The sequence below is a fragment of the Glutamicibacter sp. BW78 genome, assembly GCF_002332245.1.
GTDB classification, from domain to species: domain Bacteria; phylum Actinomycetota; class Actinomycetes; order Actinomycetales; family Micrococcaceae; genus Arthrobacter_H; species Arthrobacter_H rhombi_A.
Genome location: NZ_NRGU01000038.1, coordinates 168,285 through 183,621, shown reverse-complemented (window position 1 = coordinate 183,621; position 15,337 = coordinate 168,285). Strand labels below are relative to the sequence as shown.

Below are 15,337 nucleotides of genomic sequence, written 5' to 3'. Positions count from 1 at the left end.
TAGTCTCCTCAGAACATTCCGTCGGTGCCCAAGAATCCGGTTTCGTGAACGGGCTGGAAACCGCCAAGGACCCAGCTCCGGGACAACGGTCAAGGTCAAGAAAGACCAGACGCCTTGTTCTGCCGCGTCGCCCGGAACAATCCCCATGTTCGCGTAGAGATAGGTCCCACACACACGGTCAAATTCAGCCTGTGACCGATTCGAAAGTTCGCAAGGGTACCCAAACTCAATACAAATCTCCCTAAGGTCCGCCCTTAGTCGGGCTAATTGACTAGGCGGGACCGGCATCCCACCTGCTGCCCCTGGTGCAGCATTCGGGTGTTCGAGTTCCGATCGCTTTTTTAAGTCGGTCAAAGAGAGCTCACAGTACTCTTCATAGAGTTGTTGCGCGCGCATAGAGTCCAAGCGCGGGTACAGCCAGTTTTCTGGCGGGGGGCTACTAGTCACTCTCGCCTCTCATGTGTTGAATCTCTGCTTCAAGTAATCCCGGCGAGGTGCCCCGCAGATCTGCCAAATGACATATATCCGCTTTCGGCCAAGTAAACGCAACCGCCCTCCGCAGTCCGCCCATGACGCTCTGATCATCGAAGTCTAAATTAGAGGAGACTACCTCTTTAGTTGCGAGCGCCGTCGCAATAATTCGTCGGGTGACATCAAAATCGAGGTGCCGCTGGAGAGCCACAGTGGCCTTTGAGCCGGACCCTCTCAACATATCGCGAACCTCAGCGTGCGCTGTGTTGAGCACGACGTGGACGTTGGAAAGAAAATTTGCTTGCAAATCTGAATCGTCGATATAAATCTCCCACAACGCGTTGGCCTGAGACGGCCGACTCGAGGAGAAGTCTTCGGCATAGGTGGGAAATTGCGCCCCGGAACCTTCCAAAATGAATCTGTCCTGATGTGACCACAGGATCGATCCAGGCCTTTCTGCTCCAAGTGGAGAAGTTGGGACAGGATCAAGCACAACCAATTCGATGCTGATTGCGCACGTCCTAGACAAGTTCTTTCCGACCAAAGTCACTTCAATTGGTATTGGCAGCTGCGTTCCAGCTTGGATACGAACTGGGTCATTGGTCAGAGCAACCTCCGCGTTTGCGGACTCTGACGTTGCCGAAACTAACACGCCCAGAGTACTTTTGGCATCCAAATGGCTGGCAAAAAGTAATTCACCGATATCGAACTCAATAGTTCCTCGAAGGTCCAGCACGGTGCGGAAATCCCAGTATTGCAGCTCAGGAGCTAGTCTCTCGGCAAACTCCGCCTCCGACAAGTACCAGCCATCGAAGTTGACTGACTCGGGGGCGGGTTGCCGAAATGGGAAGGTAGCCAGCTTCATGTCAGCTCTCCAGGCTAGTGTCGACATTCCACATAATGGCATAGCGCCCGCTATTGGTGGCTTCTAGAACAACTGACACGGGGTCTGTTGCGGTCAGCGTCTCAATGATTTTCTGCGTATCTGTCATGCGCTCCTCACCATCCAGCGTTAGCTTCGTAATCGTCAAAGTCTCGTCTAGATCTGAGTCGAAGTCTGAGGCCCCAAGCGCAACACCAACCTCAATACTCAATTGTGTCCGTCCGGGAGTTGAGCCGGGTATCAACCGAAACTCAGCACGAGACAAATGGACACCAAATTCAACATCAGCCTGTGCCTGAATAAGTTCCAAGCGAGGCTTGACTACGCCCGACTTCACGGACGTTGCTCCTCCGGGAGAATCTGTGGCGCCTTTGCCGGATCCAGGGCTCCCGAGAACAATATGCGACAGCCTGTCAGCAATAAGTGCTGTGCTATCGGTAGCGACGTTGCTCCGTGCCTCCGGCAACCACCGTGTTTCCGCACATCGTCGGATGTCCGACAAGGCCTTTCGAACGATGTTTCTTTCATCGCGATCGGGTATACCAGCCGAATTCCATGAATCATGTGTCGACGGTTCTGCGTGGGAGAACACTTCGTCGTAATCGTCCTCAACCCGAAAAACTCCCGCCCACTCCAGAACGGGATCGCTTGCCACTGGACCTTCTAAGTATGTGACGACTAGTTCTGGCGTCCGGAGTAAGGCAATGTGATGAGCTGCTCGGTCAGCAAAGGGCGATGCCCCTCTTGGAATATCCTCGTCGCTTTCAGAATTCTGAATGTTGAGTTCGCTGGGTGCCCCATCATCAACTTCCGCGCGCGTCTCCGTCGCAAAGGCAGCCGTGCCTAGCCGGCCGATACGTTTGGAGTGCCTCGTAATCGAATCAAGCTTAAAGGCCAAGGGCTCAGCCCTGTCATGTCGCATTGCTTGATAAATATCAACAAAATGTTGGAGAGGTGGTCGCTCTTCGGGCTTGGGCAGTCGGACAGGCAGTCCGTCGAGCTTCAAACAACACCTCATTGGAATTTCGTCGCAAGCATTCGGCACGATTTTTGGCCACAGATTCCACAAGATGGCGTCCGCCATGTAATTGATCGCTTGTCGACGTGTTCTTCCAGCTAAATCTGGCGCAAGGATCAAAATATTAGTTCCAAGTTCATCGTCTTTGAAGGCTGGCATCCCAATCGCTGCAGCAAGATGTTCCGCATCTTCATCTAAGAGGGGAAGAATCGCCTCGTGAGCTACCTCACCCCACCAATGACGGCCGGTAAAACGCCGCCCTCCTCGGGTGAATCCCTCACCAACAGCGGCCGCGATCAAACGATGCTGAGGGCTTCCGTTGTGCATAGTCCGAGTACTAACCACGATAGTTCTTACCTGCGAAGCCACAAACGTGATCGTCTTGCCAAACCCGTACGATCCACCAGTGTGCGCTCCACTTTTTGGCATACCAGAATTGAGTATGAAATTTGCCCAATCCTTGTTGTTGTCAGTTGGTACCTCGTCAGCGCGAAGAGGCCCTCCCAATCCATGCGTGTTCCTATCAGAGATTATGAGCGCATCGACGTCTCCCTGAAAAAAGTCAAGAAACGGAGGCATCTCTGGCGAAGCGTCTTGAGAAGAAAATACATCATCGCGGAGGACTCTCTTGGCAGCACTCGAGATCTGTCCAAGACTGATCTCGAAATCTACCGGAGTGCCATTTTCGAGTCGTGCATCCCAACTGTTCTGTGCGGCTTCACGGACGAGAACGGACAATGGATCTAAATCTGGCTTCCCTAGGAGCTTGTAAAATCCTTCTGCCGAGAGACCGCCGGATGGTGAAAGCGGTTCGGCAAACCAGTCAAGAGGCATGGTCATATTTCGCCATGCGTCGCATCAGTGACTCTGCTTCGTCTAAGTCCAATGCAGCCTCGACCACTCCTACAAGGTCGATCGTGTAGCTGACGTTCTCAATTCCTGCGGGGAACTTGCCTGCAGCAAAGGCCGCTGGAACCAACTTTGGAAAATTCTCTGATTCGACATCAAACAACCAACTATCGATAAGAGCAAAGCGGGAATTGTCGTAGATGCCCCGATACTTTTCACGATACCCAGCCTGGAGCAGTTTTTTGTCTAGCTCCGATCCATCAACATTGAGGTCACGAATACGATCGATTTGATCTGGAATAGACCTTCCTTCATGTGCAGATTCGAAACGCATAAAGGACACAAATAGTTCTCCGTCCGGTTCGGCCTCTAGCTGTCGCTGCCCGTTTATCTTTGCCCGCATGCCATTTGCTGCCAGTGTTGATTTAGCTTCGATTGCACATCCAGGCAGACGAAAGTCATGTCTATGCTTTAGTGGCCCGCTCCATACATCAGTCCTTCGGGCCGGATCATTTTGAACGATCCGCTCTAAGATCATGAGTTCTCCCAGCAGCCCCAATTGCTGGGGCAGCGACAAGACTGCGGACTCTTCTGCCATAGCAAACAGTGACCGCCAACGCTCAACGTGCTGGACAACTTCCGTTGACGCATTTCCCGAGCTTGGCAATTGCTCGAGCAAATCCCCGGCAAAAACAAGGAATACGTCGTTTAGGGAAGGCTCTTTGCAAGTAACTCCGACATATCGAATCGAATCAATTTCCTCAACCACTACAGCAATTCGAGCGTCTTCTTTCGAACTTGCAATCGATTCGGCTGCTCCGAGAGGCACCAATACTTGGAAGCCACCATCTGACCTTAACGCAGCAACGCATTCGCCAGCTTCGACCTGCCTCCCCAGACCGAGGCACAGGACTCGTCCAGAGCTTTTGGCGGCCTCTGAACTCAAGGCTCCCCACGCTGACTTAACCGAGTAGGGGCTATGCATCCAGGCTCACCTCATCCAGAAATCCTTCAGTATCCTCGTATGGCAAAGAATCGCCAAGCTCGTCTTGATCGCTTGCGACTGTTGACTTGGCCATTTTTTCGGGAACTTCAACATGGATCATGTCGGTCGGCAGTGACCGCGGAGCGGCGCTTGGCAGCGACAATGCAACTCCAACCAAGTTACCTACTGCATCTAGTGCAATTCGGCGCTCATTCTTCCTAGTTCCGCTTGGTTCATCCTTCTTAGGTTTTGAAGTCTTGTCTATTGGGTACACGATCAGGAGCGGACTAGCGCTTTGATCCCGTGCGTCTCTAATCTTCGCACTCGTCTTCGGTGAAACAGGCAAGTCTACGGAGAAGTCGGACGTCGACGTGATGGCTTTCAAATAGGCAGTCTGAATGGGATAGTCTCCGCTAGCCGGTACAACCCTCGAACGCGAGAAGGGATTGAATGTCCAACGTCCCAAAGTGGCTTGCTTGCCTTCATTGGGATTTGCCCGGCCGATCACCGCGACGTTCCAAGATTCAAGATAGCTATGCTCGAGTTGCGCTCGGATGTACTTGGCGAGGACTCCGTGTCCCATCTCGGAATTCGGGTGAAATGCGTAGTCGTCAAGAAACGTCAACACCAAATCGACAGGGACATGCCTAGCTATAAGCGTCCCGCTGTCGAACTGCTCGTGCACCGCCGAGTCCGTCCCCAGAGCCCCAATGAGGTTCTCTGCTGCAGACCAATTATCAGCGACTGTTGTCTCGGAGAGATGACTGAAGTAGGTCGTTTGCGGTGTGGCGCCGCTAAAAGATGCCTCCGCAGGAATGGCGAACTGCATCTTCAATCTAGAAGTGACTTGCATTTTCGGGTGAAGCATCAGCCGAACGGCAAAATTTGATGGTGAGATTTTCTCGTCGCCATACGCTTCTATGTCTTGGCGGATCGATGTCTCAAGGTCTGAGAGAAATCTGAAGTCTTCGGCCATAGTTGCCGTCGTCCAAATTCTTGGCAAATCTGCGTATCCGGGCCGATAGCCGAACCACCGTCCCATTTGGAGAGCCGAATCGTACATCGTCGTGTTGCGGAGGAAGAACGACGAAATCAATCCTTCAAGCGTCAATCCACGAGAAAGTGTGTTGCCGCCAACGGCTATTACCGTCGCTGGTTCGTCGCCATAGATGAGGCGATCAGTTGAAACACCATTGTCAGCGAGAACGTGAATGTCTGCCAGCACGTCTGATACCGTCCGCGACATGTCTCCAAACCCAATGGTACGGAGTCCGTGATTTTCTGCCGGTTCGGCTGATGTCTCCTGGTTCCATTGTTCTTCCCATTCTTCAACGTCCCCGCTCGACCATTGTGCAGCTAGTGCCTTGAGATGTTTTTTAATCACCGGCACGAATTGCAGCTGAGGCTCGACTCTGAAAGTCGTGTGTACGAGCATGCTCGAATGGGCCACCTCGCCTGAGCGAACTCTGCGCGCCGCCGTTGCCATGACGAACCAACGGATGGCAGCCGCTAGCGACTTGGACACCGACGGTGAATATGGCACCTTCGACGACACCACGTACCCAGCGCTTTCGTCATCGGGAACGTACCGGATCACGTTGACACGGTCCTCGTCTTGCTCTTCCTCTTCGGTCACCGCCCTGCCGAACAGCTCTTCCGCGCCAAAGTATCCTGACGGTTTGGGGAGTGAGTAGATGAAATCCTTTGGGTAGATCCCGTCAACATCTTTGGGGTTTGCGAGTACGTTCGCAAATGGCGTTGCTGAATATCCGATGTAGGTCACTTTGGGGAAATCCAGCAGTTGCTTGAGTTTGGCGTGGATTACGGACGTGTTCAGTTCGGCGTCCTTGGCTGTATTAACGCTGGCTTGGTCTGCCTCGTCGTCAATTATCAAGATTGGGCAATCGTTGAGTGCCCCTTTTTCGTGGGCCAACTGAAGCCATTCCACGAGCTTCGTCAGACGAGTAACGTTCTTCTTCACGACGGCCAACAGGTTCAACTTGCTGCCAGCCATTAGAGGGAGGGCTTGGACAGGATTCCCGAAGTCTGATTGGGCGCTGGTGAGACTAATCCAGTTGACCGGGTCGAGACCAACAATCTGACCTTCAAGGCGCATTTGAGTCTGCCGCCTTAGCGAGTTGTGGACACCCGACAGCACGATAAATAGACGGTAGCCGGCGTCTGCGGCCTTCGCGATAGTCGCGGTGAAATTAGCTGTCTTGCCGGACTGGACGTAACCAAGCACGAGCCCTCGAACCGACGAGCGGGCCTGATGGGGGTCAGCGCATCGCGCAACAACAGCTTGGGACGTGGCGTCGAGGGATTCGACAGTATGAGCCCACTTCGGGTTTCCCTCGAGGTGCTCTTTCAGCGCTTCCCATGTGCCGTTGGCAAAGGTCCCGCCGTCATACCACGGCTTCCATTCAGGGTTCTGAATTACATGGCCATCGCCCATCCCTGGCGTGTATATAGCTTCAACGAGTTTGAAGTACGCGTCGCTCGCTTGTTCTACGACTTCTGGGTCGATCTTGAGGCTGTGAAGTAGCCAAATTGCTTCCTCTGGGCTCTTGCCCGCCATAGTCATCAGCTGAATTTGCTGCAAGGCAGCTTCTGCCTGCAAAGTGAGCTCGCTCAAGTCAATCCCCCATTTGTTCAGTACGAAAACAACCGACTGGCTGCAAGCGCTCCGTCTGCCGAAGGCAACCACGGGATGCTCGCTCCCATATTATGATGCCACTCACAACAATATAGAAACTCGTCGAAGAATTCTGCCGTTGGCAAAGAGTGGCGCCCCCCTTAGCCAAAATTGCCAACGAATCTCAGCTGATTTTGATCATACGGGCGTAGTTTCAGAAGCCACGTTCCTCGTCCTGAGATGGCTTGGCACAAGTGGAAGCGCTGGCAAACCACCTATGTTGCGGCCAGGCTAGCGTGATAGACAGGGCAGCCATAGCTGAGGAGAAGACATGGCACGGAGCATGCCAAGCGAGCCGGAGTTCAGGCTAGGACAGGAGGCCGAGCAGGCCGTCTGGAGGCGACTCTGCGACGCGTTGCCCGAAGACGTCGTCGTGGCTCATTCGGTTCAAGTTCGAAATGGCACAGCCGAGCACGAAATCGACCTTCTCGTCCTATGGCCAAACGTCGGACTGGCTGCCATCGAGGTTAAGGGTGGTCTGGTCAGAGTCGAGAACGGCCAATGGATCCAATCCGACCGCAAGGGTGGACATCGTATCCAGAGTCCTATCGCCCAGTCGCAAGGAAGCTCCCATGCACTCTCCACTTGGCTCGAGAGCCAGCTGGGGGCCAAGATCAGCAGTCGTTTCGCCTACATGGCTTGTTTCCCTTATACGAAGGTTCAAGCAGATTGGTCTATGGCAGGGACGCCGCGTTCGCTGGTAGTCGATCAAATGGACCTCGCCGAGGACCTTTCGGCTTGCGTACGCACTGCCATCGAGCAGGAGGGCGGGGGCGCATCCGGTCTGGCTCCATCATTCCTGGAACGCATATTGGTCCATCTCCGAGGTGACCTGGCCACGCAACGCACCGTAGCCGGTGACGCCTCCGAAATCGAGGACGAACAGAACAGCCTGACGGAACGCCAAGCCACCCTCCTTTCGGCCACCCGCTCACTCCCCCGCGTCAGATTCCTCGGTGGTGCAGGCAGCGGCAAGACGTATCTGGCGTTGAGGAAAGCAGAGCAGCTGTGCAGGGAAGGCAATCGCGTCGGCGTCTTTTGCTACAACAAGGGACTTGGGCTCTACCTGAAGAACGAGGTGAATCGTTGGCGCGGGAACAAGCCAGTATTCACCGGAGAGTTCCACGAGTACGCGCTCAAAGCCGGCGTGCCGTTCGGAACCGGCCAAGACTACTACGACGCCGATATGCCTCGTCTCCTGCGCGAAACTTCTGCGAATATATCTGCGTCCGAAAAGTTCGACGCCGTCATCGTTGACGAAGCCCAGGACTTTGCCCCGCTGTGGTGGGAGGCCTTGTTGTCTCGGATGTACGACCCCCTGAACGGGAAAGTCTATGCGTTCATGGACGATCGCCAAGACGTCTATCGCCGGTGGGATGGCGAAGGTTTCGGAGGAGCCTTCAAAGAAGGCATTCCCTTGGTTCCGATTCACGTCGACGAAAACCTCCGCAATACCCGCAAGATCGCGGAGATATTCAGGCCGTTCGCCGGTGAGTACTTCAAGCCAAGAGCAAGTACCGGTTTGCCCGTACGTGTTGCGCCCAGCACTACCGATAGTGCTCTAGATACGGCCAGCGATTGCTTGGATGCCCTCATCGACGAGGGATGGGCCAATAACCAAATAGCCCTACTGACGACCAACCGGCGCCACCCCATTCACCAAGAACACTTCGAAAACGAGACCATTCCCGAATACTGGCAGGAATTCCACCGCAACGAGGCGGAATTCTACGGCAATGTTCTGGGTTTCAAGGGGATGGAACGCTCGGTGGTGATCCTTTGCGTTGACGGATTCCGTGACATGGAGCGAGCAGCCGAACGTCTCTACGTCGGTCTGTCCCGTGCGCGTTGCCTGTTGGTCATTGTCGGCGATCCTGAACTGCTAATCAAAGCAGGCGGAAGGGAAATGGAACTTGCGTTGCTTGGTGCCGAGCAGTGGGAGCTTGAACCTTGAGGAGACCAGCCCATATTGAGAAAGCTCACAATTGCCAATCAAGATTCACAGAGCTCAGGCAGAGATCCTCACCAAGTTTGCCGACATTAGTCCAGAACACCTTTGGAAAGGCCCCAAAGTGCCCGCTTCAAAAGAAGATAGAATGACAGAAGTTCAGCGTCTGCGTGAGCAGGGATTATCCTACAAAAAGATTGCTGCTCAAGTGGGTGTCCATGAGTCCACCGTCGGCGACTATCTATCAACCCTCAGAAGCAGGAAAGCACTAAATACCGCCAGTGCGAATGCCTCCGATTTGAGTGCTTCGGCATCCCCAACTTATAGCTCGTCTATCTCGTGGACTTCCCTCCTGGCTCCCGAAGCCGCTTTGCAATCGACTCCTAAGAAGCCCGGAGTCTACAAGGCGTTTCTCCTATGCGGATTTCCAAGCGAGCTCTCCTGGCCCGAGGGGCTGTCTGCGATATGCCCTGGAGACATCGTGTATGTCGGGAAAGCAACGGATCTCAGGACACGGCTGAAACATCATCGTGCCAGTAGCGCGCGTTCAAGCCTCCGACGAACTTTGGCGTCTCTCTTCGAATATCAAGGCATATGGTCCGGCAAGTCCAGCCATCCGAGACTCTCACCGACTGACGAGGCAAAGCTCACGCGTTGGATGTCAGAAAATTTGCTAGTCAGTTTTACAGAGTTGGAAGCCGGAGAATCTCCCACGTCATTGGAAAAGAGCTTGCGTTGTTCATTGGCTCCCCCATTCAACAAGGATTCATTGTCAGCCGAGCAGTCTTACGTCGAATCCATTGGCAGAAGATGGAGGGAGTCGGCGGTCCTGAACATGTGATCCGTTGAAAGGTTCCCAGTCGTGATCTGAGACCCAATAGTGGAGTGTCCTTTCGCAATGCCAACGAACTTACGTGAAGTCCACGCCTCACTTCGCAAATCAAGAAGAACCAGCTCTTTGTTCAAGCCCACTACTATTCTGGAGGCCCGCCAATGGCCCGTATCAATTCTTTGCAGCAAGGCAAGCAAAACGTCAAACGGCACCCAACTGAAGTCGATTGCTACTGGCAAGTCATCGATGGTCCCCTAGAAGAGAAGCTGATCCACCTCTCCACGTTCGGTTCCGTGGCCCGGGCATCAGTGCCCAAAAGCAGCCAATCCATGCAGTTGGACGCGTCGGCGGCACAGAACTTGGTAGATCTCCTTCGACAGGTTTTCCCGACCGTTCACTAAAGTTCGGGTTCCTAGTCGAAAGAGTTTCTGCAGCAGATCTTCCACAACGTCCAGACGACGTCGACGGCGTAGACGAAGACCCAGATCCGCAGGGCAGCCGCCAGGAGGGCAACAAGGTCGAATGGCCCGGTAACGGCATGGATGACCCCACGGAACGGGAGGATCGCTTCTTGCCCGATCCCGACCAGCGCCTCCGGGTTCACCGAGGGCAGGAAGAGCAACCCGAGGACGACGGCGGTCCCGAAGAGGGCCGTATGCCAGAGCAGGTCCACCAGGAGCTGCCGTCGGCTCTTCTCCGGCTTGGCCTCCTCCGAGGCCACGTTCTCTTCGTCTTCTGCGTCCAGGCCCACATCCGCTGCGTTGTCCGGAGTCTCGATGGGCGTTGGGACCAGCGCTGTCGGCTCAAGAGTGCGGGGCTGATCCACCGCGCCGAGCCGGCGCACTGCTGCCGGCACCAATGCCGCCCCGGAGAGGATAACCACCGCGAAGACGAGGCAGGCCATGAGCCAGGATCCGGCGTCGTACAAAAATCCTGCCGCCAGTGAACCGACCATGGCCCCGGCTAGGGTGCTGGCTTCGTAGAGACTTAGCCCGCGGCCGAGGTGCCGGGGGCCTACTGCCTCGGCGATGACCGCCTGCTGGATGGGCATGATGGCCGCCCAGGCGGCCCCGGAGAGCACCCACAGCCCAGCGATCACCAACGGAGTGGGCGCTAAGCCGAGGCCCGCGGCGAAGATCGCACTGGCCACTGAACCGAGGATCAGGATTTTCCGGCGCCCGTACCTGACGACGGCACGGTGCAGAAGGGGTGGCAGGATACTCATGGCGATCGCCCCGGGCAGGAAGATCAGGGCGATTTGAAAGGGCTCCAAGTCGAAGTGACGCTGCAGCTGCAGAATCATCAGCAGGCTGATGGCGGCCTCCGCGGCCTCGACGATGACCACTGCCAGCAGCATCGGGCGTAGCTTCCGACCCACCCCACCCAGATTCAGGGAGGTCAACGCCGTTGCGGAATCGTTCTCGGTTCCTTCCTCCCCACCGCCAGCAGGTTCAACGGGCACGGCAGGCAGGACCCGCCGCCCCGGTGAGGTGGCCAGCACCACGGCTGCTGCGAAGGAACAGAAGGCCAGCGCGAAGAACACCGAAACATAGTTGGTCACCGAGAGCAGGACGACCGCCGGAACGAACACGACCCAGCTGCCGTATTCCTCGGCCGAGAGCAACCGGGCGAAGACGCCCGAGTCTATGTCCAACCGTTCGCCCACGATGGCCCGGATCGCCACCCACAGGAAAGCGCCTCCCACCCCGGACACGGCTGCTGCCGTCACCGCCAGAGGCAACCCGGAGGCCAGCCCGAAGAGCACGCAGCCGACACCGATGGTCGTTGCGCCTGCTGCCGCGATGCCGAGGCGTCCTCCGCGGTCAACCAGGGTCCCGGCCAACGGTCGGGTGAGCAGGGACACCAGCACGTCCACTGCAAGGAGCACCCCGGTCTGGGAGGCCGAGAGGCCCAGGACGGCCCCGGCGAACAGCGGCAGGACGAAGTCGATGAACGTTCCCGTGCCGCTAGTGAGCGTGGCACTGGTGAGCACCCTGCGTTCGCGGCGCAGCAACGTTGGCGCGCTGGCGAGATCCGCGTCATCGCGACGTGCCATCAATACCCACCCCCAAGTTCGGCGCCATGTGCACCGTCACAGGCACTCTACGTGCCCCCGTCATGCAGAGCGGTGAGAACTGAAAACAGCCTACGGTGGATACGTGACACCCGACCCGCTTGAGACCGCAGACACCGCGACTGCCACCGGCCCTTCGACCACCGACCGGCGCGCGCGACTGGCTGTCTCGCTGCTGTTCCTGACCAACGGTGCCCTGTTCGCCAACCTGCTCCCTCGCTATCCGGCCATCAAGGACGGACTCGGGCTCTCAAACGGTCAGTTCGGTGCCGCCGTCGCCGCCTTCCCGCTCGGAGCCCTCATTGCCGGCTTGGCGGCGGCCACCCTGATCCGCCGCTTCCGCTCCTCGAGGGTCGCCGTAGCTGGCACGATCCTCACCGGCACCGGCATCCTGCTGGCCGGACTGGCCCCGAGCTGGGCGTTGCTCGCCGGCGCACTGTTCATCGCCGGGGCAGCCGACGCGATCACCGATGTTGCCCAGAACTCCCACGGCCTGCGGGTTCAACGCCGCTATGGTCGGTCGATCCTGAACTCCTTCCACGCCGCCTGGAGTGTGGGCGCGGTCCTGGGCGGGCTGATGGGGGCCGCGGCCTCCGGACTCGATATCCCGCGCGGCATCCATTTGGGGCTCTCACTCATCCTCTTCAGCGCCCTCGCCCTCTACTGCCGCCGCACTCTGCTTCCCGGTCCCGAACCGACCGGGATGGACACCGCGGACCAGCATGACGACGGCATCCCCCGGGCCCGCATCTCCCGGCTGGCCACCTACGGGATCCTCGCGGCACTGGTCCTGGTCGCCACGGGCGGCTCGATCATCGAGGATGCCGGCAACTCCTGGTCGGCCATCTACCTGCACGATTCCCTCGGCGCCGTCGCACCGGTCACCGCGCTGGGCTTCGTGGCCCTCATCGGCTGCCAACTGGTGGGACGGCTCATCGGTGACCAGCTCTTCGATACCTTCGGCCAGCGACTCGTGGCCCGCGCCGGGGGTGCCATCGTCGTGGTCGGGATGGGACTGGCGCTGGCCTTCCCGACCATCCCGGGCACCATCATCGGGTTCGGGCTCTCCGGCTTCGGCATGGCCACCCTGATCCCGGCAGCCATGCACGCCGCCGACGAACTCCCCGGCCTACGCCATGGCACCGGGCTGACCATCCTGGGCTGGCTGATGCGCGTGGGATTCCTCTTTTCCCCACCGATCGTGGGTTTCGTCGCCGACCGCACCAATCTGGCCACCGGGCTGCTCATCGTCCCGCTGGCAGGGCTGCTGGTCATCGTCTGCGCCGGGGTCCTCCCCCGCAAGACGAGGACGTAGACACTCTCCTCCCCCGGCACTGAGCCACCACCGACGAGTCCCCTGTTCCGGAGCACTCGGTGTGCTGCTACTTTGTATCCATGCACTTCAGGGCCCGCTGGAAGCGGCGAATACGCCGTGTCACCGCGCCGGTCCTTTCTCGAACCGCGACATGGACCCGACGTTGGCGTCCCCACCGGAGTACCGCGGAGCAGTTGCACCGACACCGGCCGAATTCGCCGGCCTTGGCGATCGTTGCCGGTTTCTTCACCGCGCTGGTCATCGGAACCCTTCTGCTGATGCTCCCGATCTCCAAACGGGGCCCCGGGGGCGCCGACGGCCTGGACGCCTTATTCACTGCCACGTCGTCGGTGTGCGTCACCGGTCTCATCACCGTGGACACCCCGACGTATTGGACCGGCTTCGGCCAGGTGGTCATCCTGGCCCTGATCCAGATCGGCGGGTTCGGCGTCATGGCCTTCAGCGCCCTGCTGGGAGTCCTGCTGGCCGGGCGGCTGGGCCTGCGGGCCAAAATCCAGGTCGCTCAGGAGACCAAGTCCGCGGGATTGGGTCATGTGGGACGGGTCCTGGTCGGTGTTCTCAAGATCGGCCTGCTGACCGAGGCGGTCGTGGCAGTGCTCTTGGCGCTTCGATTCTTTCTGGGCTACGGCTATGCTCCCGCACGGGCAGTGTGGGAGGGAATCTTCCACGCGGTCTCTGCCTTCAACAACGCCGGATTCGCCCTCTATACCGACAGCCTCAGCGGTTTCGTCGGCGACCCATGGATCTGTCTGCCGATTGCTGCGGCCGTCATCACCGGTGGGCTCGGCTTCCCCGTCCTGTTCGAGTTGCGCCGGCAGTATCGCCGGCCTGCCCGGTGGAGCATGCACACCAAGCTCGTGCTCTCGGGTTCGGCCCTCCTCCTCGTGGTCGGAACGGCGTTCTTCACCGTGGTCGAATGGACGAATCAGGCCACCCTCGCAGGATTGCCTACGGGCCAGCGGTTCCTGGCCGCCTTCTTCCAGTCGGTCGTCTCACGCACTGCAGGATTCAACAGCATCGATATTTCCCAGATGCACCCGGTGTCGTGGATGGGCACCGACATCCTGATGTTCATCGGCGGCGGGCCTGCAGGCACGGCGGGCGGCCTGAAGATCACCACCTTCGCTGTGTTGTTCTTCATCCTCTGGACAGAAATCAGGGGCGGGGCCGCCGTGAACATCTTCGGCAAACGACTCTCCAGGTCGGTCCACCGCCAAGCCATCACGGTGGTGCTGCTGGCCCTCGCACTGATCGTCATCTCCACCATGGTGCTGATGTTCCTCAGCGATTTCGGTCAGGAACGCCTCCTCTTCGAGGTCATCTCAGCGTTCGGGACCGTGGGCCTGTCCACCGGGATCACCGCTGCACTCCCCCCGGCCGGTCAGCTCATCCTCGTCGCCCTGATGTTCATTGGGCGACTGGGACCGGTGACCCTCGCCTCGGCTCTCGCGTTGCGCAGCCGCGCACCGCATTATGAATACCCCAAGGAAAGGCCGCTCATTGGCTAGGTCACCACGCGCAGGACGCCCACCTCAACTACCCCGGAAAGCCCGCACCGTCGCGGTCATCGGCCTGGGCAGGTTCGGGGGCGCGCTGGCCCTTGAACTTGAAGCCCAACGCACGCAGGTCCTGGGCATCGACCTCGATGAGGACACCGTCCAGTCGTTCAATGGGCTGCTCACCCACGTGGTCCGGGCCGATGGCACCCGCGAGGAGACCCTGCGCGAGCTCGGGGTCGATGAGATTGACGTCGTCGTGGTCGGGGTGGGCAACGACATCGAGGCCAGTATCCTCATTGCCTCGCGTCTGGTGAAGTTCGGCAACACCGAGATCTGGGCCAAGGCCATCACCGAACCCCATGCCGAAATTCTGGGGCAGCTTGGCATCACCCATGTCATCCGCCCTGAACACGATATGGGCCGGCGCACCGCCCACCTGGTCCGCGGTGGCATGCTGGACTACCTCGAAATCGAAGATGACTTCGTCATGGTCAGGACCCGCCCGCCGGAAGCTGCTCAGGACCGGCCGCTGGGTGTGCTGGGGCTGCGCGAAAAATACGGGGTCACCGTGGTCGCAGTCCGTGGACCTGATGGCGCCTGGCAGCACACCACGGCCCAAACAGTCCTGTATGCGGAGGACGAGATCATCGTCCAGGGCTATAAGGACGCCACCGAAGCGTTCTGCCTGCCCCGTACCTGAGTTTCTCGGCTTCCGCATCAAAACATAGTGTTTGGTGCTCCAAACTT

9 protein-coding genes are annotated in these 15,337 nt (G+C 58.1%); 4 read left to right on the top strand and 5 right to left on the bottom strand.

Annotated elements, in window-relative coordinates; all coding sequences use genetic code 11:
* Positions 1-439 precede the first annotated feature (439 nt).
* Genes CIK75_RS11125 through CIK75_RS11105 form a run of 4 tightly spaced genes read right to left on the bottom strand, consistent with a single transcriptional unit; the run spans position 440 to position 6,841 of the window.
* On the bottom strand, positions 440-1,336 hold the full coding sequence (locus CIK75_RS11125) for a hypothetical protein (protein ID WP_096224260.1): 897 nt from the start codon (positions 1,334-1,336) through the stop codon (positions 440-442).
* 1 nt (position 1,337) lies between these two features.
* The gene (locus CIK75_RS16065) at positions 1,338-3,212 is read right to left on the bottom strand and encodes a hypothetical protein (RefSeq protein WP_143413337.1); all 1,875 of its coding nucleotides are present in this window, start codon (positions 3,210-3,212) and stop codon (positions 1,338-1,340) included.
* On the bottom strand, positions 3,196-4,206 hold the full coding sequence (locus CIK75_RS11110) for a PD-(D/E)XK motif protein (protein WP_096224254.1): 1,011 nt from the start codon (positions 4,204-4,206) through the stop codon (positions 3,196-3,198). The genes CIK75_RS16065 and CIK75_RS11110 overlap by 17 nt, the downstream gene beginning before the upstream one ends.
* Positions 4,199-6,841, bottom strand: a complete 2,643-nt coding sequence (locus CIK75_RS11105) for a Z1 domain-containing protein (protein WP_143413336.1) — start codon at positions 6,839-6,841, stop codon at positions 4,199-4,201. The genes CIK75_RS11110 and CIK75_RS11105 overlap by 8 nt, the downstream gene beginning before the upstream one ends.
* 331 nt (positions 6,842-7,172) lie before the next feature.
* Between CIK75_RS11105 and CIK75_RS11100 the strand changes: the two genes are divergently transcribed.
* Complete coding sequence (locus tag CIK75_RS11100; RefSeq protein ID WP_096224250.1) at positions 7,173-8,855, top strand: NERD domain-containing protein; 1,683 nt, start codon at positions 7,173-7,175, stop codon at positions 8,853-8,855.
* A 1,238-nt stretch (positions 8,856-10,093) separates the two neighbouring features.
* On the opposite strand, the gene CIK75_RS11090 is transcribed toward CIK75_RS11100, so the two are convergent.
* A complete protein-coding gene (locus CIK75_RS11090; RefSeq protein ID WP_096224246.1) occupies positions 10,094-11,737 on the bottom strand; it encodes an MFS transporter in 1,644 nt (547 codons plus the stop codon).
* Positions 11,738-11,840: 103 nt separating this feature from the next.
* On the opposite strand from CIK75_RS11090, the gene CIK75_RS11085 reads away from it, so the two are divergent.
* The 3 genes from CIK75_RS11085 to CIK75_RS11075 all read left to right on the top strand — a co-directional run bounded on the left by CIK75_RS11085 (position 11,841) and on the right by CIK75_RS11075 (position 15,290).
* Positions 11,841-13,070, top strand: a complete 1,230-nt coding sequence (locus CIK75_RS11085) for an MFS transporter (RefSeq protein WP_096224245.1) — start codon at positions 11,841-11,843, stop codon at positions 13,068-13,070.
* Between the two features lie 224 nt (positions 13,071-13,294).
* The gene (locus CIK75_RS11080; protein WP_342744367.1) at positions 13,295-14,599 is read left to right on the top strand and encodes a potassium transporter TrkG; all 1,305 of its coding nucleotides are present in this window, start codon (positions 13,295-13,297) and stop codon (positions 14,597-14,599) included.
* The gene (locus CIK75_RS11075; protein WP_241895414.1) at positions 14,592-15,290 is read left to right on the top strand and encodes a TrkA family potassium uptake protein; all 699 of its coding nucleotides are present in this window, start codon (positions 14,592-14,594) and stop codon (positions 15,288-15,290) included. Before CIK75_RS11080 ends, CIK75_RS11075 begins: the two co-directional genes overlap by 8 nt.
* Positions 15,291-15,337: the final 47 nt, after the last annotated feature.